The 19,232-nt window shown below is 67.7% G+C and carries 19 protein-coding genes; 11 read left to right on the top strand and 8 right to left on the bottom strand.

The genetic code is table 11. The features are described 5' to 3' along the window. Positions 1-46: 46 nt before the first annotated feature. Positions 47-1,264 (bottom strand): helix-turn-helix domain-containing protein, encoded by a 1,218-nt coding sequence (locus tag KW845_RS13265; protein ID WP_218369680.1) that lies wholly within the window; start codon positions 1,262-1,264, stop codon positions 47-49. A 121-nt stretch (positions 1,265-1,385) separates the two neighbouring features. Here KW845_RS13265 and KW845_RS13260 point away from each other — a divergent pair, with 121 nt between their 5' ends. Further along, positions 1,386-2,162: a DUF899 domain-containing protein gene (locus tag KW845_RS13260; RefSeq protein ID WP_218369679.1), complete on the top strand. Its 777-nt coding sequence runs from the start codon at positions 1,386-1,388 to the stop codon at positions 2,160-2,162. Between the two features lie 8 nt (positions 2,163-2,170). After that, the gene (locus KW845_RS13255; RefSeq protein WP_218369678.1) at positions 2,171-2,980 is read left to right on the top strand and encodes a DUF2182 domain-containing protein; all 810 of its coding nucleotides are present in this window, start codon (positions 2,171-2,173) and stop codon (positions 2,978-2,980) included. A 6-nt stretch (positions 2,981-2,986) separates the two neighbouring features. Here KW845_RS13255 and KW845_RS13250 read toward each other — a convergent pair whose 3' ends face one another. Then, positions 2,987-3,604, bottom strand: a complete 618-nt coding sequence (locus KW845_RS13250; protein WP_218369677.1) for an NAD(P)H-dependent oxidoreductase — start codon at positions 3,602-3,604, stop codon at positions 2,987-2,989. 106 nt (positions 3,605-3,710) lie between these two features. On the opposite strand from KW845_RS13250, the gene KW845_RS13245 reads away from it, so the two are divergent. Then, the gene (locus tag KW845_RS13245; protein WP_218369676.1) at positions 3,711-4,319 is read left to right on the top strand and encodes a TetR/AcrR family transcriptional regulator; all 609 of its coding nucleotides are present in this window, start codon (positions 3,711-3,713) and stop codon (positions 4,317-4,319) included. Here the strand turns inward: KW845_RS13245 and KW845_RS13240 are convergent. Continuing rightward, on the bottom strand, positions 4,252-5,247 hold the full coding sequence (locus KW845_RS13240) for a LysR substrate-binding domain-containing protein (protein ID WP_218369675.1): 996 nt from the start codon (positions 5,245-5,247) through the stop codon (positions 4,252-4,254). The genes KW845_RS13245 and KW845_RS13240 overlap by 68 nt on opposite strands. A gap of 145 nt (positions 5,248-5,392) precedes the next feature. Between KW845_RS13240 and KW845_RS13235 the strand changes: the two genes are divergently transcribed. The 6 genes from KW845_RS13235 to KW845_RS13210 all read left to right on the top strand — a co-directional run bounded on the left by KW845_RS13235 (position 5,393) and on the right by KW845_RS13210 (position 13,122). After that, on the top strand, positions 5,393-6,397 hold the full coding sequence (locus KW845_RS13235; RefSeq protein WP_218369674.1) for a tripartite tricarboxylate transporter substrate binding protein: 1,005 nt from the start codon (positions 5,393-5,395) through the stop codon (positions 6,395-6,397). 7 nt (positions 6,398-6,404) lie between these two features. Further along, positions 6,405-7,928 carry an altronate dehydratase family protein gene (locus tag KW845_RS13230; RefSeq protein WP_218369673.1) on the top strand — a complete coding sequence of 508 codons (1,524 nt, stop codon included), beginning with the start codon at positions 6,405-6,407 and terminating at the stop codon, positions 7,926-7,928. A gap of 32 nt (positions 7,929-7,960) precedes the next feature. After that, positions 7,961-8,767, top strand: coding sequence for an aldolase/citrate lyase family protein (locus tag KW845_RS13225; protein ID WP_218369672.1), 807 nt, complete (start codon positions 7,961-7,963; stop codon positions 8,765-8,767). A gap of 417 nt (positions 8,768-9,184) precedes the next feature. Continuing rightward, positions 9,185-10,366, top strand: coding sequence for a YXWGXW repeat-containing protein (locus tag KW845_RS13220; protein WP_218369671.1), 1,182 nt, complete (start codon positions 9,185-9,187; stop codon positions 10,364-10,366). Between the two features lie 126 nt (positions 10,367-10,492). Then, entirely contained in the window at positions 10,493-11,488 is a 996-nt protein-coding gene (locus KW845_RS13215) for a tripartite tricarboxylate transporter substrate binding protein (protein WP_218369670.1), read from the top strand. A 32-nt stretch (positions 11,489-11,520) separates the two neighbouring features. After that, entirely contained in the window at positions 11,521-13,122 is a 1,602-nt protein-coding gene (locus KW845_RS13210) for a gamma-glutamyltransferase family protein (protein WP_218369669.1), read from the top strand. Positions 13,123-13,138: 16 nt separating this feature from the next. Here the strand turns inward: KW845_RS13210 and KW845_RS13205 are convergent, their stop codons facing one another. Next, entirely contained in the window at positions 13,139-13,639 is a 501-nt protein-coding gene (locus tag KW845_RS13205) for a MarR family winged helix-turn-helix transcriptional regulator (protein ID WP_218369668.1), read from the bottom strand. Between the two features lie 89 nt (positions 13,640-13,728). On the opposite strand from KW845_RS13205, the gene KW845_RS13200 reads away from it, so the two are divergent. After that, positions 13,729-14,886, top strand: a complete 1,158-nt coding sequence (locus KW845_RS13200; protein ID WP_218369667.1) for an FAD-binding oxidoreductase — start codon at positions 13,729-13,731, stop codon at positions 14,884-14,886. Between the two features lie 90 nt (positions 14,887-14,976). Here KW845_RS13200 and KW845_RS13195 read toward each other — a convergent pair whose 3' ends face one another. From KW845_RS13195 to KW845_RS13185, 3 genes are read right to left on the bottom strand one after another with little or no spacing between them, the layout of a single operon-like run. Further along, positions 14,977-15,939, bottom strand: a complete 963-nt coding sequence (locus tag KW845_RS13195; RefSeq protein ID WP_218369666.1) for a tripartite tricarboxylate transporter substrate binding protein — start codon at positions 15,937-15,939, stop codon at positions 14,977-14,979. A 48-nt stretch (positions 15,940-15,987) separates the two neighbouring features. After that, positions 15,988-16,617, bottom strand: a complete 630-nt coding sequence (locus KW845_RS13190; protein ID WP_218369665.1) for an RraA family protein — start codon at positions 16,615-16,617, stop codon at positions 15,988-15,990. A 5-nt stretch (positions 16,618-16,622) separates the two neighbouring features. Continuing rightward, positions 16,623-17,342: a PIG-L deacetylase family protein gene (locus tag KW845_RS13185; protein ID WP_218369664.1), complete on the bottom strand. Its 720-nt coding sequence runs from the start codon at positions 17,340-17,342 to the stop codon at positions 16,623-16,625. A gap of 96 nt (positions 17,343-17,438) precedes the next feature. On the opposite strand from KW845_RS13185, the gene KW845_RS13180 reads away from it, so the two are divergent. Next, positions 17,439-18,143 carry an IclR family transcriptional regulator gene (locus KW845_RS13180; RefSeq protein ID WP_218369663.1) on the top strand — a complete coding sequence of 235 codons (705 nt, stop codon included), beginning with the start codon at positions 17,439-17,441 and terminating at the stop codon, positions 18,141-18,143. Positions 18,144-18,209: 66 nt separating this feature from the next. On the opposite strand, the gene KW845_RS13175 is transcribed toward KW845_RS13180, so the two are convergent. Further along, a complete protein-coding gene (locus KW845_RS13175) occupies positions 18,210-19,226 on the bottom strand; it encodes a 2-hydroxyacid dehydrogenase (RefSeq protein ID WP_218369662.1) in 1,017 nt (338 codons plus the stop codon). Positions 19,227-19,232 lie beyond the last annotated feature (6 nt).

The raw sequence follows: 19,232 nt of genomic DNA, 5'->3' as shown, positions 1-19,232 counted from the left end.
TCCTGTCGGTTCGGCACCTTTCGAAAGCTCGGTGCATGCCTGCATCCTATTCGCTGAAGAACGGGCCGGGAAGTAACAAGCTTGTCGTGAATTCGGGCAGCGAAGCCGCCAACCAGCGGCGTGCCCGCCCATGGCCCAGGGGCTGCACCCGGCCCGCCTCCGCCAGCGCATCCAGGGCCCGCTGCACGGTACGCTGGCTGGCGTCCAGCGCCACGGCCAGCGCCGAACTGGGCCACGACTCGCCATCGGCCAGCAAGGCCAGCACCGCCGCGTGCGGTGTCTCGTCGGGCCAGGCCAGCACGGCCACACGATGCGCGCGAGGCGCCAGCACATAACCGCGCGCGGTGGCCTCGATACCGGCCAGCGCGCCCAGGGCCTTGCGCAGGCGCCCCATTTCTACTCGCAGACGCACCCGGTGCGACTCATCGGCATGGCGGGTGCGAAACACCCGGGCGATCAACGCGCCGCGGGGCACATCGCCAGGCCATGCCTCGCCCAGCGCACGCACCAACAGGAACAAGATGGGGCGGCGGGCCAGCACCGCCACGGTACGCGCATCGCGCACGGCATGACGGCAGGCATCCACTACCAGCGTTTCCGACGCCGCCAGGGATTCGACCTCGTCCAGCCTGACCAGGCCTTGCCGGCCGTTTGCCATCAGGCGTGCAACGGGCATGTCCAGCGCCTGCAGGGCCCTGTCGACCTCGGCCGTCAACGCGCCGATGCGCGCTCGCCGGGCGGCGCGCCAGGCCCGCGCCAACGCCGCGCGCGCGGCTTGCGCCTGCATGCGCCGCATGGCGATGCCCGCCGCCACCAGTGCATCGACCGCCTGCAAAGCGGCGGGCAGGGGCGCGTCGCCCGGTTGGGCCAGCATGCATTCAGCCTGCTTGAGCTTGCCCACCAGCAACAGCCGCCGCGCTTCGATGTAGTGCGCGTGCGCGGCGTTGACGCGGTCGCCCTGGCGTTCAAGCACCGTGCGCGCAGCATCGAGCGATGCTGCCGGCCAGCCCAGGTCGCGCAAGGCCAGCGCGATCTCGGCCTCGGCCACCACGCAACGGGCGCGGGCCAGGGCCTCGCGCGGGCCGAAGGCACGGGCCGCGCCACGCAGCAGGCCCCGGGCCCGTTCCAGGTCGCCCAGTTGCGCCATGGCGATGCCGCGCAGCGCCAGGGCGGGCGCGTCGTCGCGCAAGGCGACGCGGTTCAGCGCCCCCAGGACGTCACCGGCGGCCAGCGCGCGGGCCGCCGCCGTGATGAGCTGGTCCATAGGAATCCCGCCACATTTGTCACTCCCCCAGGAGCATGCGCCGATCCTAACCTATCAGCCAGGGTTCAACCAGGCGCCGCCCGGTTGCACCGCCAGCACACACTCAACGGAGGATCTCCCCATGACCGCACACACGATCGGAACGCGCGACGCCTGGCTGGCCCAGCGCCTGGCATTGCTGCAGGCAGAAAAAGACCTGACCCGGCGCAGCGATGAACTGGCCCGGCGCCGCCAAGCCCTGCCCTGGGTACGCATCGACAAGCCTTACCAGTTCGACACCGACGCCGGCCGCGCCAGCCTGGCGGCGCTATTCCAGGGGCGTACGCAACTGCTCATCTATCACTTCATGTTCGGGCCCGACTACCAGGCCGGCTGCCCCTCGTGCTCGTCCATCGCCGACGGCTTCAACGGCGTGGCCACCCATCTGGCCCATCACGACGTCATGCTGATGGCGGTGTCGCGCGCGCCGCTGGCCAAGCTCACCGCCTACAGACAACGCATGGGCTGGACGTTTCCGTGGGCCTCGTCGGCCGGCAGCGACTTCAATGCCGACTTCAACGTCTGGTTCACCGAAGCCCAGCAGCACGAAGGCGATATCGAATACAACTACCGGCGCGAACCCGAGGCCGCATGGCGGGAAGGCCAGGAAGGCGGGGGCCAGCAAGCCGAAGACCAGATCGCCGCCATGTGCGGCACCGACGCCGACACGTTCCAGCGCGACCGCCCCGGCGTCAGCGCCTTCGTGCGGGAAGGCGATACCGTCTATCACACCTATTCGGCGTATGCGCGCGGCCTGGACGGCTTGTGGGGCATGTACCAATGGCTGGACCGCGCCCCGAAAGGCCGCAATGAAACCGGCGTGTGGTGGCGCCGGCACGACGAGTACGGCGCGCGCTGAGAGCAGCGATGCACACCGTGCAAGCGCCCCCGGCAACCCTTGCCACGGCACGCCGGCTGCACGGCGCAAGCCTGGCCGGGCAAGCGTTCCCCTGCCTGATGGCGTTGCTCTTTGTCGCGGCGGCGGCCGCGACGGCCTGGCATTCGTATGTGCCCGCCCTGGACATGCTGCCCCTGTGCGGCCCCGCCATGCCTGCACCCGCTGCATGGCTGGCTGGCGCCGCATCTTTCGTGGGCATGTGGACGGTGATGACGGTGGCAATGATGCTGCCTGCACTGGCGCCCGTCTTGTGCCGCTACCGGCAAGCCATCAGTCCCGCCGGCGGGCTGCGCGCCAGCTTGCTGGCGGGGCTGGCAGGGATGGGCTATTTCTGCGCCTGGGCCTTGCTGGGCATGGCCATCTATCCAGTCATCGCGATACTGGCGCGCGCCCAGGCGCAATGGCCGGCGCTGGCCGCCATGGTCCCGGCGGCCAGCGGCGCGCTGCTGGTCGTGGCCGGCACCATCCAATGTTCGCGCTGGAAGGCACGCTACCTGGCGCTCTGCAGGCAAGATGCGCCCGTGGCGCCGCCGGCATGCCCCGCCCGCGCCTGGCGCCATGGCTGGCGCCTGGGCCGGCATTGCCTGTGCAGTTGCGCGGGCTACACCGTGGTGTTGCTGGGCACCGGCATCATGGACCTGCGCGCCATGGTGGCTGTCGCGGCGGCCATCACGGTTGAACGCCTGGCGCCGGCGGGCCCGCGCTGGGCAAGCGGCACGGGTGCGGCCGTGGCGGCAATCGGGCTGGCCCTGCTGGTGCAAGCCGGCGGCGCGGCCTGACACCTGTCAGGCCGCGGCACGCTCGCATGCGGCGCTGCCTGCGGATACGCGCTGGCCGATCCGCCGTGCCGCCTGCAACGTGGCCGCCGGGTCCGCTGTTTCAGAGTCCAGCAACAGTTCCGATACCTTCACACGCGCCCCGCAGTAGTCGAAGATGCCATGGTCGATCTGCGTGCGCATGGCGCCGGCATAGCCATGCCGGGCATAAGTGCCCGCATCGGCGCCCCCCACCCCCACCAGGTGCACCCGCAGGTGCTGCAGCTTCTTTTCCAGCGTGGCATCCGGGCTGAAATCGAAAGCCCAGCCGTTGGCGAACACGCGGTCTATCCATCCTTTCATCAGCCCGGGCATCGACCACCAGTACACGGGGTACACCAGCACCAGCGCGTCGGAGCGGTCGATGCGCGCCTGTTCGGCGGCCACATCGGCGGGCGGCGGCGCCTTGCGGCGGTGCACGGCAAGATCGGCCGCGTTGAATCGCGGATCGAATCCTTCTGCCGCAAGATCGGCAATCTCGAACGAACTGCCTGGGCAGGCCTGGGACATCCCCTGGCCGATCTCGGCCGCGACACCATGGCTCAGGGAAACCGGTTCGGGGTGGGCGACAACGATAAGCGCATGCATGTAGACACCTCTTGGGTCGGGTTGCGGCAGGAACAGGCGGCTTGTATAGTCGCCACAAGCTACGCTTAGTAATCTACTCTTGGTAAGTTACCTTTAGTACATTAACATGTCAAGCACCCATGATCCCGCTCCCGCCACGCCGCGTCGCCGCCTGTCCAGGGCGCAACGCAATCGCCAACTGCTGGATGCCGCCTGGCGTCTGATACGCATGGAAGGCACGGAAGCCCTGGCGCTGGGCCGGCTGGCCGAAAAGGCCGGCGTGACCAAGCCCGTGGTGTACGACCACTTCGGAACGCGTGCCGGGCTGCTGGCCGCCCTGTACCGGGAATACGACGCCAACCAGACATCGCTGATGACGGCGGCGCTGCAGGCCGGCGAAGCCACCCTGGCCAGCCGGGCGGCCGTGATTGCCTCGGCCTATGTGCAGTGCGTGTTGAGCCAGGGCCGCGAGATCCCGGGCGTGATCGCGGCCCTGGCGGGCTCGCCCGAACTGGACAAGATCAAGCGCGAATACGAAACGGCTTTCATGCAGGCCTGCCGCGAGGCACTGTCGCCGTTCGCGCCCGCGCGCAAGATCGCGTCGGCCGGACTGTGGGCCATGCTGGGCGCGGCGGAAGCCTTGTCGTATGCCGCCGCCACCGGGGCAATCAGCGCGGCGCAGGCGCAGGACGAGCTTTTCGAGACGATCGTGGCGATGGTCGCCAGGAACGCCTGAGCGCGGCCGCGGTATCGCGCAGGCATTGCAGCAGCTGCCGGCTGCTGGCCGACAACCTGGCCTCGCGCAACGTGATGATGCCCACGGGCGGCACCTGCAGGTCGAGTGTGATGCCGAGTATGCGGCACAGCCCCTGGTGTTCGAAACGCTGCGCGGCGGACCGGGCCAGGAAGCCCACCGCGCCGCGCTGCCCCACCAAGGTCAGCACGGCCAGATAAGAAGACGTTTCCATCAGGTCGGCCGAGGGTTCGACACCATGGCGATGAAACTGCTGTTCGAGCTTGACGCGCAGCGACGCCCAGGGCGGCGGCATGACGCAGGGCAAGGCCGCCACATCGGGCCAGGTGGGGCGACGCATCCGGGCAATGGCGCTGGATACGGCGGCGACGGCGACCATGGGCTCTTCGTACAAGGTCTCGGTAGCCAGGTCGGGCGCGGCATAGCCCGGCTCGAGCCGCCCGACGAAAAAATCCAGTTCGCCCAGGCGCAGTTTCGGCAACAGGTGTGTCAGGTCGCCCTCTTCCACCAGGACGGTCGCGCGTGGCGAGACAGCTTTCAGGCGCGCGACGGCATCGGCCAGCAGCACGGGCACGGCAACCGCCATGGAACCGACCCGTGTCTTGCCCGCCGCGCCGCTGGCGGCGGCGTCGATTTCATCGCGGGTGCGCTGGTACTGCGCCAGCACGCCGCGCGCAAAGCGGACCACAGGCTCGCCCGCTTCGGTGGGCTCGGTGCCGCGCGACGACCGTTCGAACAAGGCCAGGCCCAGCATGGCTTCGATTTCGGACAACATGCGCGACACTGCCGGCTGGCTGACGGCCAGGAATTCGGCGGTACGGCCCAGGTGGCGAAATTCGTCCAGCGCCACCACCAATTGCAGATGGCGCAGTTTCAGATTCGAGCGGAACACACGATCCAGATGAGCCATGCCAGACACCGCCACATAACAAATTGGTTATCTACAGATCCGCCTATTTTATTGGATTGTTATGGCCGTTGCCCTTCAGAATTAGCCACGGGCCACGCCCAGCCATTGCGCGGCCCCGATAAAAAAACCTGAAGGAGACAATCAAATGGAACACCATCCGCCCTTGAACCGGCAGCGACGCCAACTGCTGAGCGGCCTTGCCTGTGCCGGCGCGGCCGGCCTGCTGGCCCCTTGGCCCGCGCGCGCGGCCGATTACCCCACGCGGCCCATCACCTTCATCTGCCCCTGGCCGGTCGGCGGCACGGCCGACCAATCCATGCGCGCCTTGTGCCAGGTGGCCGCGGAAGTGCTGGGCCAATCCATCGTGGTCGAGAACCGCGCGGGCGCCTCGGGCATGATAGGCACCACGGCCCTGTCGCAGGCCAGGCCCGATGGCTACACGATCGGCCAGATCCCCATTTCCGTCACCCGCTTCTCGCAGCTGGGCATGCTGCACCTGGACCCGCGCAACGACCTGACCTACCTGGCGCGCACCTCGGGCCAGACCTTCGGCATCGCCGTGCTGGCAAGCTCGCCGTTCCAGACTCTGCAAGAGGTAGTCGCGCATGCCAAGGCGAACCCGGGCCGGGTGACCTACGGGCACGCCGGCATCGGCGGCGCCACGCATGTGGGCATGGAACAGTTCGCCATGGCGGCCGGCGTGCAGTTCAACGCCATTGCCTACAAGGGTGGCGCAGCGGCCCTGCAAGACCTGCTGGGCGGCCAGGTCGACCTGCTGGCCGATTCCAGTTCATGGGCGCCGCATGTCGAGGCCGGCAAGCTGCGCCTGCTGGCAACCTGGGGCGAGCAGCGCGCCTCGCGCTTCAAGAATGCCCCCACGCTGAAAGAGCTGGGCTACGACGTGGTGGTCGAGGCGCCCAACGGCATCGGCGCGCCCAAGGGGCTGGATCCGCAGGCGGAACAAAAACTGCGGGCGGCCTTTCGCAGCGCCGTGCAAAGCGATACTTTCAAACAGGTGGCCAGCCGCATCGATGCGCCGGTCATGTACCTGGACGGCCCGGACTACAAAGACTACGTAGCCACCGTGTACCGCCAGGAAACCGCGCTGATCGATCGCCTGAAACTGAAAGACATGCTGCAGAAAGGCTGATCGCGCAGTGAACTCCAACCCCTTGATCCGGCTGCACGCCCAAGACAACGTCCTGATTGCACGGCGGGTGCTGGCACTGGGCATGGCCGTCGCGGAACTGGGCCTGCGCATACGTGCGCAGGTGCCTGGCGGCCACAAGATCGCGGCCTGCCGCATCCCGGCCGGAACACCGGTACGCAAGTACGACACCGTCATCGGCGTCGCGGCCCGCGACATCGAGCCGGGCGAACACGTCCACACGCACAACCTGGAACTGGTCGACTTCGAGCGCGACCCCGGCTTCTGCCGCGACGCGCGCCCGGTGCAGTTGCTGCCGGATGCGCAACGCGCCACCTTCCAGGGCTATGTGCGGCTCGACGGCCGCGTAGGCACGCGCAATTTCATCGGCATCATCGCATCGGTGAATTGCTCGGCCACCGTGGTCAACCACATCGCGGCGCACTTCAGCGCCGAACGCCTGGCGGCATTTCCGCACGTAGATGGCGTCGCGGCGTTCGCCCAGACCAGCGGCTGCGGCATGTCCTCGCCCAGCGAACACTTCGACGTGCTCAGGCGCACGCTGGCCGGCTACGCGCGCCACCCGAACCTGGCCGGCGTGCTGCTGGTCGGGCTGGGCTGCGAACGCAACCAGGTCGCGGCGCTGGTCGAATCCCAGGGGCTGGCGCCCGGCACGCACCTGCGCACGCTGGTCATGCAGGATGACGGCGGCACGCGCGCCACCATCGCGGCCGGGATCCGCGCCATCGAAGACATGCTGCCCCAGGCCAACGCGGCGCGCCGCCAGGCGGTACCCGCCAGCCACTTGAAGATCGGCCTGGAATGCGGCGGCTCGGACGGATTCTCGGCCATCACCGCCAACCCCGCGCTGGGTGCGGCCATGGATATCCTGGTGCGCCACGGCGGCACGGCGATCCTGTCCGAGACGCCAGAAATCCATGGCGTGGAATACATGCTGACCCGCCGCGCGGCCACCCCCGAAGTCGGCCAGAAACTGCTGGACCGCCTGGCATGGTGGGAACGCTACGCCGCCGGGCAGAACGCGCAATTCAACGGCGTGGTCGGCCACGGCAACCAGCAAGGCGGGTTGGCCAACATCTTCGAAAAATCGCTGGGGTCGGCCATGAAAGGCGGCACCACGCCGCTGCAAGCCGTGTATGAATACGCCGAGCCCATCGACCAGCCCGGCCTGGTATTCATGGATTCGCCTGGCTACGACCCGGTGGCCGTCACCGGGCAAATCGCCAGCGGCGCAAACCTGATCTGCTTCACTACCGGACGCGGCTCGATGTTCGGATCCAAACCGGCGCCGACCCTGAAACTGGCCAGCAATTCGGCCATGTACGCGCGCCTGGAAGAAGACATGGACATCAATTGCGGCGCCGTGCTCGACGGCGAGCTGGACATCGGCCAGATGGGCCAGCGCATCTTCCAGCACATCTTGCGCGCGGCTTCCGGCGAACCCACCAAAAGCGAACTGCTGGGCCTGGGCAACCACGAATTCGTGCCGTGGCACCTGGGCATCGTCAGCTAGGCACATCACGTACCCTTGACTCCATCATCGCCATGCCCGCACACAACCCGTTCAAATCGGCCCTGGCCGCCGGCCGCCCCCAGGTGGGCCTGTGGCTGTCCATGGCAGACCCGTACCTGGCCGAAGTCTCGGCCACGGCTGGTTTCGACTGGCTGCTGATCGACGGCGAGCACGCGCCCAACGACCTGCGCAGCACGCTGTCGGCCATGCAGGCCATTGCCCCGCACCGCTCCCAGCCCGTGGTTCGCGTGGTGGCGGGCGAGACGCCGCGCATCAAGCAATTGCTGGATATCGGCGCGTGCAACCTGCTGGTGCCCATGGTCGATACCGCCGAACAGGCGCGCGCCATGGTGGCCGCCACGCGCTATCCACCGCGCGGCCTGCGAGGCGTGGGCAGCGCGGTGGGGCGCGCTTCGCTGTGGAGTGCGCGCACCGACTACCTGAAGGTGGCCGATGACGAAATCTGCCTGCTGGTGCAAGCGGAAACCGTCACGGCCCTGCACAACCTGCCAGCCATTTGCGCAGAACCCGGCGTGGACGGCGTGTTCATCGGCCCTGCCGACCTGGCGGCCTCGATGGGATTTCGCGGCAACCCCGGCGCACCCCAGGTGCAGCGCGCCATCGAGCACGCCATGCAGATCATCATCGATAGCGGCAAGGCCGCCGGCACACTCACGTCCGACCCGGCGCTGGCGCGCCGCTACCTGGACCTGGGATGTACCTTCGTGGCAACCGGCGTAGACGTGCTGCTGTATGCCGGCGCGGCTCGCCGCCTGGCCGCGCAATTCCTGGCGCCGCCCACCGATGCGCACCCTGCCGCACCGCCTGCCGCGTATTGATTTCGCCACATTCGGTCGATACATCGTTTACCGCGGCTTGCAATTGCATCGCTCGCTCGCGTCGGCCCGGGAAGGAACGGCGGCACAACACAACAGTCGGTCACGAATAAACGCTTTGGTCACGATTAAGTGATTTCGAAGCCATTACAGAACCGACCGCGGTCCCCCGCTCCATGCCTAAATGGGCGCGAATGCGCAGAATTGCCTGCGCATCGTTGAAGGAGCATCGCCATGAAAACGATCGCCGCAATGCTGGTCATGGCTGGCACGCTTGCCGGATGCATCGTCGTGCCCAGCCACCGAGGCCACTACCACTCGCGCCCCGTCTACGTACAACCTGGGCCCCCGGCGTATTACCACCCGGGGCCGCGCCACCATCGGCACCATCGATATTGATATTCCTGTCGGGAGATCGACATGAACACACTACTACGCCTGTCCGCCACCGTTCTGGCCGCCGGCGCGCTGCTGGCCACGGCCGCCGCGCCGCGGCCAGCCCTGGCCGACGTTTCCATCAGCATCGGCGTCAACGCCTGGAACGAGCCGCCGCCGCCCTTTCCCGACTACAGCCAACCCATGATTCCCGGGCCGGGCTACATCTGGACCCCCGGCTATTGGGCCGTGAATCATCACGGCTATTACTGGGTGCCGGGCGCCTGGGTACTGCCCCCCTACGCGGGCGCGCTCTGGACGCCAGGCTACTGGGCCTACATCGGCAATACCTACCGCTGGCACTCCGGCTACTGGGGCCGCCACGTGGGCTATTACGGCGGCATCGACTACGGCCACGGCTATGTCGGCCGGGGCTACGAGGGCGGCTACTGGAAACGCGACCGCTTCCACTACAACCGCGAAGTCAACCACATCAACGTCAAGCGCGTCACCAACGTGTACAGCCGCAAGGTCGTCAAGCATGATCATCGCCGCATCAGCTACCACGGCGGCAAGGGCGGCATCCAGCGCCGCCCCGACGCGCACGAGATCGCCGTGCAACGCGAACATCAGCGCCACCGCGCCGCGCGCGACGCCGACCACCGCAAGCGCGACGCGTCGCACGACCGTGCCCGCTCCCCCGACCAGCGGCCAGACCGCCCACACCGGGCCGATAATCGCCACGACCGCCAGCCCGACCGGCGCGACGTGCAGCAGCGGCCAGGCCCGGGCCGCGGTGATGCTGCGCGAAGGCCGGATCGCGCCGGCGAACAGCGCCAGCAGTTGCAAGCCCAGCAACGCCAGCGCGAACAGGCCGGCCGGCAGCAACAGCAACGGCACCAACAGCAGGAAAAGCAGCAGCAAGAGCGGCAGCAGCAGGACATGCAACGCCAGCAGCAGCGGCAGCAACAGCAGGTGCGCCAGCGGCAGCAGTCTGAGCAACAGCAGAGGCAAGCCACGGAACGCCACCACCAACAGGCGCGTCAACAACAGGCCCGTCAACAGCAACATCAACAGCAACAACAAGCGCGCCAGCAACAGGACGCCAGGCGACACCAGCAGCAAGCCCACCGCGAGGCCGCGCGCCCGGATCGCGGCGGGAGTGGCCGAGGCGGCGGGCGCCCGGACGGCGGCGAGCATGGCAACCGTGGCGGGCGCGACCGCTGACCTGGCATGCAGCGGGCCAGGTAGTTGACGTAGCAACGAAATGCCCGATATGATGCCCTGGTGAGGCCCACGAAGAATCGGCTCGGCCCTGTAGCCGGCATGGCCTCCGCGCCCAGGAGCGAATCTATGATCAGGCATGCCGGCAGTGCCCGCGTTTTGCGGGGAATATTTCAATGCTTGCTGGGCCTGGGGTTGTCGGCCGGCATATTGCCCGCGCACGCGCAGGCCAGCTTCCCCGCCAAACCCGTCCACCTGCTGGTGCCGGCGCCGCCGGGCGGCGCCGGCGACACCTCGGCCCGCGCCATTGCCCGCCACATGGCCCAGACCCTGAACCAGCAGGTCGTGGTCGAGAACAAGCCTGGCGCCGCGGCCACCATCGGCTTTCGCAGCCTGGCCAGCTCGGCGCCCGACGGCTACACCATCGGCCTGGTGCCGGTTGCCGGCACGGCCATCGCCACCGTCACCTATAAAGACCTGCCCGACATCGAGCGCGATTTCACCATCGTGGCCGGCATCGCCGACGCCCCGCACATGCTGGTGGTGCCGGCATCGCTGGGCATCAAAGACGTCAAGGGCCTGCTGGCCCTGCTGAAAAACCGTCCCGACTACTACAACTACGCCTCGCAAGGCGCCGGCTCGCTGTCGCATATCGAATCGGCGGTATTCCTGGCGGCGGCCGGCGTATCAGCCACCCATGTGCCCTACAAGGGCAGCTCCGAAGCCATACCGGGCCTGATCAGCGGGGAAACCAGCATGATGTTCGACAGCGTGACGTCGGTGCTGTCCCATGTGCGCGCGGGCAAGCTCACGGCCCTGGCCACCGCGGCCAGCAGCCGCGTGCCGCAATTGCCCGACGTCCCCACCATGGCCGAACTGGGCTACGACCTGAAGGCCGACAACGCCTTCGTACTGCTGGCACCCGCCAACACGCCGCGCGAAGCCATGCAGGTACTGACCGAAGCCGTGCGCAAGGCGGTACAAAGCCCCGAAGTCATCGCCACGCTGGAAAACACCGGCATCGTCGCCAAGTTCACCGCGCCCGACGCGTTCGGCACCGTCATCAGCCAGGAATTCGCCTTGTGGCCCGACCTGGCCAGGAAGCTGGTGGAACCGTCGCGCTAAACCCATAGACCCCCTTGCATCCGGATTCACCGATGGCCTCTTTCAATGGGTCCGACTGGACTTTTCCTTATACGTCGCAGCGCATGCCGGTGCTGGCCGAGAATATCGCCTGCACCGAGCAACCCCTGGCTACCCAGGCCGCCCTGCGCGCGCTGGCCGCGGGCGGCAACGCGGTAGATGCCGCGATCGCCGCGGGCATCACGCTGACCGTCGTGGCGCCCTGCATGAACGGCATCGGCGGCGATGTCTTCGCCATCGTCTGGGACGGCACGCAATTGCACGGGCTGAATGCCTCGGGGCGTGCGCCGCAAGCCTGGACGCCCGAGTATTTCTCCAAGTACGCGGCCATGCCAGCCCGCGGATGGGACTCGGTCACCGTGCCGGGCGCCGTATCCGGCTGGGTCGCCCTGTCCCGGCGCTTCGGCAAACTGCCTTTCGGCGACCTGTTCGAGGCGGCCATCCGCTACGCTCGCGACGGCTATATCGTCACGCCCATCGTCAGCCGCCAATGGGAAACCCAGATCGCCGACATCAGGCACATTCCCGGATTCGTGCAGGCCTTCGCCCCGGGTGGCCACGCGCCGGCGCCCGGGCAACGCTTCATCTGCCCGGGCCAGGCCGCCACCCTGGAAGACATCGCGCGCACCGAGGGCGCGTCGTTCTACCGCGGCGCGCTGGCCGAACGCATCGCGGCCTACGCCAGCGCCACCGGCGGCGCCCTGACGAAAGCCGATCTCGAAGCGCACGAAGCCGACTGGGTGGACCCGATATCCATGTCCTACCAGGACATCGCGCTGCATGAAATCGGCCCCAACGGACAAGGCATCGGCGCCCTGATGGCGCTGGGCATGCTGCAAGCCTTCGATGCCCATCGCTTGCCGCTGGACTCTACCGAATACTTCCATGCGCAGATCGAGGCCATGAAACTGGCGCTGGCCGACATGCAGCGCTACGTGGCCGACAGCCAGCACATGCAGGAAGTCGATGCCGACGCCCTGCTGAACCCGGCCTACCTGGCCGCGCGCGCACGCGACATCGATCCGGCCCGGGCCCGCTACCCCGGCCCGGGCCTGCCCCTGAAGGGCGGCACCACCTACCTGACCACGGCCGATGCCAACGGCATGATGGTGTCGTTCATCCAGTCCAATTTCAAGGGCTTCGGTTCCGGCCTGGTGGTGCCCGGGACCGGCATCGCGCTGCACAACCGGGGCTGGGGCTTCAACCTGGTGGCGGGCCACCCCAATCAGGTGGGCCCGCGCAAGCGTCCGTTCCACACCATCATCCCGGGCTTCCTGATGCGCGGCGGCAAGCCCCTGATGAGCTTCGGCGTCATGGGCGGCTCGCTGCAGGCCCAGGGACACATGCAGGTAGCGTCGCGCATCGCCCACGGACAAAACCCGCAGGCGGTCATCGACGCGCCCCGCTGGCGCATTCTTGAAGACAATGTCACCGTGCTGGTGGAATGGAATTTCCCCGAGACCGCCGTGGCGGGGCTGCGCCAGAAGGGCCACAAGGTCGAGGTGGCGCCGCGCTTTTCGGATGAGTTCGGCGGGGCGCAAGCCATTGCCAGGCTGGCCGACGGCTATGTGGGTGCATCCGACCACCGCAAAGACGGCCACGCGGGCGGCTGGTAACCGGGCCGCGCGGCGGCTAGCGGGCCTTGCCGCGCTCTTCGTGGGCTTCTTGCAGCAGGGTTTCGGCCTGGTGGATAAGCGTTTGCATGACCTTCTCGAAGGTTTCCAGTTCGCGGGGTCTCAGGCAACTGGCCAGGCGCTCTTGGCGTGCCAGGCTCAGCGGCATGCCCTGCCGGTACTTCGCGCGGCCGGCCGCCGTCATGCCCACCAGGATGCGGCGTCCATCGGTGCGGCTGGGGGTGGTGGCCACCAGCTTCTTGTCGAGCAATTCGGAAACCGCGCGGCTGACCTGGCTTTTGTCGTAGCGGCAGAAATCGGCGATGTCCTGCACAGACTGCGGGCCCGCATTGGCCACGCACAGCAAGACGCGCCATTGCCGTACCGACAAACCCAGGTGCGTATCCAGAATGACCTCGATGCCGCGATTCAGCAACTGGCTCAGCGTGAGCACGCGGTATGCGAGCAGGTTGGTCGGGTCGACGCCGGCTGTTGTTTTCTTTGTGCGGGATTGCGCCATGGCGGTTCCAACGGTTTCGACGCGTCGATGATACAGGCAATTGAGGGCGCACCCATGCGCCCAGACACCATGAAAACAGGAAGGAATCCATGTCCGGCATGCACATTCACGACTATCTGATCATCGGGGCCGGCATCGCCGGCGCTTCACTGGCGTATCGGCTGCGCGACCGTGGCTCGGTGCTGGTGGCGGACATGGAAAGCCAGGCTGGCTACCACACCACGGGCCGCTCGGCGGCGATGTTCATGGAAACGTATGGCACGCCCACCATCCAGGCCCTGACGCGCGCCAGCCGGGATTTCTACGAGCATCCGCCGGCCGGGTTCTGCGAACACGCCCTGCTGGCCGAACGGGGCGTGCTGTATATCGCCCGTGAAGGCCAGCAGCACCTGCTGGCACAGGCACACGATGCGCTATCGGCAGCGGGCGCGCGCATCCGCAAACTGTCGGCCGCCGAAGTGGTGGCGCAAGTACCGTGCATCAAGGCCGAAGGCCTGCTGGGCGCCATCGCCGAACCCGAGGCCATGGATGTAGACGCCAACGCGGTGCTGCAGGGGTTCGTGAAAGGAGCCCGCGCGGATGGCACGCAGTTCTTGTTCAAGGCCGGCGTAGTACACGCCGAAAGGCGCGATGGCGTATGGCAGGTAGCCCTGGCCAACGGGCAAACCGTGCGTGCCCGCGCCGTCGTCAACGCCGCCGGTGCCTGGGCCGACCAGATGGCGATGCTGTTCGGCGCGGCGCCGGTGGGCCTGACGCCCAAGCGGCGCAGCGCGTTCACCTTCAAGGCGCCCGAGACTGCCGACCCGGCCGAAGTCGCGCACTGGCCCGCCGTGGTGGGTATCGACGAAAGCTATTACTTCAAGCCCGACGCAGGCCAGTTGCTTGGCTCGCCCGCCAACGCCGATCCGGTCGAGCCGCATGACGTGGTGGCCGAAGAACTGGACGTGGCGCTGGGTATCGACCGCATCGAGACCGCCACCCATTTGTCCATCCGCCGGCCCACGCACACCTGGGCCGGCCTGCGCTCGTTCGTGGCGGATGGCGAATTCGTGATCGGGTGGGATACGCGCACCGACGGCTTCTTCTGGCTGGCCGGACAAGGCGGCTACGGTATCCAGACCTCGCCCGGGGCTTCATTGCTGGCGGCCAACCTGCTGCTGCAAGACCCGCTGGATGCCTCGTTGCAGCAATGGCAGGTGGATCCGCGGGTAGTGTCGCCGGCGCGGTTCGGCGCAACCCACGAATAAAAAAACCACGCCCGTCATGAAGACAGGCGTGGCCAAAGGACGGGACGCAGCCGATCGAAGCACGGGACGCGCTTGTATCGGCCCGATCGATCAATCGATCACGATCCCCGCCTCCTCGATCAATTGGGTCCATTTCTGGGTATCTTTGCGCACCAGGTCGGCCAGCTGCTGCGGGGTGCTGGATACGAACTCGACACCCTGCGAATCGAACTTCTCGTTCAACGCCGGGTTTTTCAGCGTCTGCACCACCGCGCGGTTGAGTTTTTCCAGCACCTCGGGCGGTGTGCCGGCCTTGGCGAACAGGCCATACCAGGTGGTGTATTCCACGCCCGGCAGCGTGTCGGAAAGCACCGGCAGCTTCGAGGTATCGGACCCGCTGCTGGGTGCCGTCATGGCCAGTGCCGTCACCGCGCCCTTGTCGATCATGGGCTTGAGCGACGGCATGCTGCTGAACAGTGCCTGCACCTGGCCCGAGGCCAGGTCGGTGATCACCTGCGAAGTGCCCCGGTACGGCACGTGCACCACATCCACCTTGGCCTGGCTCTTGAACAATTCCATGCCCAGGTGCGCCACGCCGCCCACGCCGGCCGAACCGAAGTTCACCTTGCCCGGATGCGCGCGCGCGTAGTCCACCAGTTCCTGCGTGGTGTGCACCGGCAGCTTGGCCGACACCACCAGCACATGCGGGCTTTGCGTCAGCAGGCTGATGGGCGCCAGCAGTTCCAGCACGTTCTTGTCCTGCATGACCTTGGACGGCACGGTCATGTTGCCGGAGGCCGGCATCAACAGCGTGTAGCCATCGGCAGGCGCACCCAGCACCTGGTTCAATGCCGGTACGCCATGGCCGCCGCCCGCGTTGACGACCACCACCGGTTGGCCCAGCGCTTCGCCGAACAAGATGGCGAATTCGCGGCCCACCATGTCGGCCGGGCCGCCCGCGGCAAACGGGATCACCATGCGGATCGGGCGGTCGGGATACTGCCCCGCGGCGTGGGCCAGCGGCAGCAGGCCCAGCACGAGCGCGGCCGCGCCCAGGAATTTCTTGTTCAGCATCGTGTTCCTCCTGAATGTTGTTGCTGTAGGTTTTATCGTTGCAGGCCGCTAGCGGGGCGGCCCCATGTCTATCGTGGCGCGGGCCAGGGCATCGTCGAGCCAGGCGGGGCGCAGTTCGCCCCGCGCGATGGCCTGCATGCGGGCGGCCTCGGCATTGCCCTTGGCCAGGGCCTTGGCGATCAGCGCCTGCGCTTCGGCATCGCCATAGGCCACCACGCCGTCATCGTCGGCCATGATCCAGTCGCCCGTGTGCACGGCCACGCCGCCGCAGCGCACGGGCAGGCCCACCGAACCGCCGCCCGCTTTGGTGGGGCCGGCCGGCGAGATATCCAGGGCGTACACGGGCAGGCTGCCGGCGCGCAGCTCTGCAACATCACGCATGGCGCCATCGACGATCACGCCCGCCACGCCGGCCGCGGCGGCCTGGGCGCACATGATGCCGCCCATCACCGCGCGGTTGCGGTAACCCTGGGCATCGACGACCAGCACCTCGCCGGGCCGGACCTGTGCCAGCGCGGCATGGATAGCCAGGTTGTCGCCCGCCGGTACGGACACGGTCAGCGCACGCCCGTAGACAATCCATCCGGCCTGCAGCGGCCGGATGCCGGCGCCCAGGGCGCGCGCGCCCACGTCGGCCAGCAGCGTGCTGCACAGTCCTTGCGGCAAGGTTTCGCGCATTTGCATTACTCCACGAATGCCGGCACCACGGCCGGGAAGATGCTTTGGTAGGCCTCGCCATACAGCGTGCCGGTGTTCTTGGCCCGGCGGCCCGCCTGCGCGCCGCGCTGCATCGCCACGCGCTCGTAATAGGCCCACAGGTTGCGCTGCGTGGGCATGGCTTGCATGGCCTGCCATTTCTGTTCCCACACGGCGGTGATATCCAGCAGCAGGTTGGGCTTGAAGCCGCACAATTCGGACTGGTGCGGCTCGAAGCAAAGCACCTGCGCAGGCACCACATGATCGGCGCCGTGTCCCGGCGCCATGGCCTGCATGCGGGCGCGCAACACCATTTCGTAGGTGCGGCAGTGATCCAGGTTGGACGGGTCGTGCTCGGGGTGCGTCAGCACGACGGCCGAACGTGTGGCTCGCATGGTCTGCGACAGGCGCTGCACCGCCTGCGGCGATTCGGGCATCGGGTAATCGCCTAGGTCGTGGAAATCGATCGATGCCGCCCCCAGGATGCCGGCGGCGGCCTCGGCCTCTGCGCGCCGCAACTGCTTGACGGCATCGCGGGCCACGTCGGCGCCGCCCTGCCAGGCGGCATTCGACTCGCCGTTCTCGCCATAGCTCAGGCACACCAGGTGCACGGCCACCCCGCGCCGCGCATGCAAGGCCATCGCCCCGCCGCAACGCCAGACGAAGTCGCCCACGTGCGCCGTCACCACCAACATCGAACCGGCCATCCTGCTCTCCCCGTTGAGTACGAGGCGATTATAATTTTATGAAACGTCGTTGTACTCTATACAATAACCCAACAACCAAGCTGAATGGAATGCCGCATGAGCAATGATGGTGTGATCGCGGTGGAACGCGCCCTGAGCGTGCTCGACTGTTTCAAGCCCGGTGCCGAGCACCTGTCCCTGGCGGATTTCGCCACCCGCCTGCCGCTGCACAAAACCACCATATTCCGGCTGCTGAATTCGCTGGCCCGCTGCGGATATGTCGTGCGCGAACCCAGCGGCAGCTATGGCCTGGGGCCGCGCGTGCTGTACCTGGCGCGCGTGTACGAGCGGGGGTTCGACCTGTCGGCCGTGGTCTTGCCCGTGCTGGAACACTTGTCGGCGCAAACCGGCGAAAGCGCCGCCTACTACGTCGAAGGCGGCGAGCCAGGGCAGCGCCTGTGCCTGTTCCGCCACCAGCCGCACGAAGGCCTGCACAGCCAGGTCATTGCCGGCAGCGTCATGCCGCCCGACCTGTCATCCACGGGCCGCGTGTTCGCCATCTGGGCGCAAGGCAAGCCGCGCGGCGACGAACGCCTGCCCTTGTTCTCGTGCGGGGCGCGCGACCCGTATACCTCGTCGTGGTCGATCCCCATCCTGGGCAGCGACGACCGCTTCGTGGGCGCGCTGACCATCGCCGGCCCGTCGGCGCGACTCAAGACCGTGAACGTCGCCCAATTCGAGGCGCTGGTCGTGCAACATGCCCAGGAATTATCGGCGCGGCTGGGCGCATCCAGCGACATGCGCGAAGCGCTGTACGGCTGACCGCCGCGCGCCGCCCTTGCCGGGTGCCATGGAAGAAGATGGGGCGTGCCGCGTCATTGCCAGGTGTCAGGCTCCGCAGGTGCCTGACACCTGGCAATACCCAGACACCGCCCCGCGGATCTGGTGCGCCAGCCCGCGCCCGGCCACGCACGCGTCCACATTGGCCGCCATCACCCGGGCGCGCCGCTTGATGGTGCCGTCGGTCCAGGCCGACATATGGGGCGTCATGACGACATTGTCCAGCCGCGCAAACGGCAGCCGCGAAGGTGCGGCCGCCTCGCCCGGCCGGGCGGGATACTGGTACCAGGTATCGATGGCGGCCGCGCCGATGCGCTTCGCGGCCAAGGCGTCGTACAGGGCCTGCTCGTCTACCACCGGCCCGCGCCCTACGTTGATCAACATCGCGTGAGCACGCATCTGCGCAAAGGCCGCGGCATCCACCAGGCCCTCGGTGGCCGGCAACAGCGGCAACGACACCACGATGAAGTCGCACGCGCGGTAGAACGGTTCCAGCGTATCCAGGCCGAACCATCCGTCGACCTCGCCCGACACCGGCACGGCGCTGCGATTGGCCGCCAGCACCCGCATGCCGAACGCCTTGGCGCGCCGGGCGATCGCCTGCCCGATATGGCCATAGCCCAGCAGCCCCAGCGTGGCCATGCCGATCTCGCCATGCAGCGCATCCGGCATGCCCGCGCGGTAGCGCCAATCGCCCCGGGCCAGGCAGGCATGGGCATCGGCCAGCGGCACGCGCTGGTTCAAGATCGCGGCCATTGCGTATTCGGCGATCGCGGGCTCGTGTCCATGGCAGTTGCACACCGCCGCCTGCGCCGGCAGCACGCCCAGGTCGATGCGGTCGTAGCCCGCCGCGCATACCTGGTACAGCCGGACACGGCGCGGCGTGGGCATGGAAGCATCCAGCCGGTTGCCGACAATGATGCCAGCCTGCTCGAACGCCTGGATATCGGCACGTTCGACGAGCGTCTCGGGCACGACCCGGATGCGGGCCTCGCCTGCAAGCGCCGCCTGGAAATCCCGCAGATACGTGGTGGCGTTCTGCCCGTGGAAAACAATATCGATCATCGCATT

The sequence above is a fragment of the Bordetella sp. BOR01 genome, from assembly GCF_019218885.1.
Taxonomy (GTDB): domain Bacteria; phylum Pseudomonadota; class Gammaproteobacteria; order Burkholderiales; family Burkholderiaceae_B; genus Bordetella_A.
This window is presented reverse-complemented; position numbering and strand designations above follow the sequence as displayed.

Coding starts and splice junctions, on each gene's coding strand:
- KW845_RS13260 (WP_218369679.1), top strand. CDS start 1,386: ATGACCGCACACACGATCGGAACGCGCGACGCCTGGCTGGCCCAGCGC.
- KW845_RS13215 (WP_218369670.1), top strand. CDS start 10,493: ATGATCAGGCATGCCGGCAGTGCCCGCGTTTTGCGGGGAATATTTCAA.
- KW845_RS13185 (WP_218369664.1), bottom strand. CDS start 17,342: ATGGCCGGTTCGATGTTGGTGGTGACGGCGCACGTGGGCGACTTCGTC.
- KW845_RS13265 (WP_218369680.1), bottom strand. CDS start 1,264: ATGGACCAGCTCATCACGGCGGCGGCCCGCGCGCTGGCCGCCGGTGAC.
- KW845_RS13220 (WP_218369671.1), top strand. CDS start 9,185: ATGAACACACTACTACGCCTGTCCGCCACCGTTCTGGCCGCCGGCGCG.
- KW845_RS13240 (WP_218369675.1), bottom strand. CDS start 5,247: ATGGCTCATCTGGATCGTGTGTTCCGCTCGAATCTGAAACTGCGCCAT.
- KW845_RS13210 (WP_218369669.1), top strand. CDS start 11,521: ATGGCCTCTTTCAATGGGTCCGACTGGACTTTTCCTTATACGTCGCAG.
- KW845_RS13250 (WP_218369677.1), bottom strand. CDS start 3,604: ATGCATGCGCTTATCGTTGTCGCCCACCCCGAACCGGTTTCCCTGAGC.
- KW845_RS13205 (WP_218369668.1), bottom strand. CDS start 13,639: ATGGCGCAATCCCGCACAAAGAAAACAACAGCCGGCGTCGACCCGACC.
- KW845_RS13225 (WP_218369672.1), top strand. CDS start 7,961: ATGCCCGCACACAACCCGTTCAAATCGGCCCTGGCCGCCGGCCGCCCC.
- KW845_RS13235 (WP_218369674.1), top strand. CDS start 5,393: ATGGAACACCATCCGCCCTTGAACCGGCAGCGACGCCAACTGCTGAGC.
- KW845_RS13255 (WP_218369678.1), top strand. CDS start 2,171: ATGCACACCGTGCAAGCGCCCCCGGCAACCCTTGCCACGGCACGCCGG.
- KW845_RS13180 (WP_218369663.1), top strand. CDS start 17,439: ATGAGCAATGATGGTGTGATCGCGGTGGAACGCGCCCTGAGCGTGCTC.
- KW845_RS13190 (WP_218369665.1), bottom strand. CDS start 16,617: ATGCGCGAAACCTTGCCGCAAGGACTGTGCAGCACGCTGCTGGCCGAC.
- KW845_RS13200 (WP_218369667.1), top strand. CDS start 13,729: ATGTCCGGCATGCACATTCACGACTATCTGATCATCGGGGCCGGCATC.
- KW845_RS13245 (WP_218369676.1), top strand. CDS start 3,711: ATGTCAAGCACCCATGATCCCGCTCCCGCCACGCCGCGTCGCCGCCTG.
- KW845_RS13195 (WP_218369666.1), bottom strand. CDS start 15,939: ATGCTGAACAAGAAATTCCTGGGCGCGGCCGCGCTCGTGCTGGGCCTG.
- KW845_RS13175 (WP_218369662.1), bottom strand. CDS start 19,226: ATGATCGATATTGTTTTCCACGGGCAGAACGCCACCACGTATCTGCGG.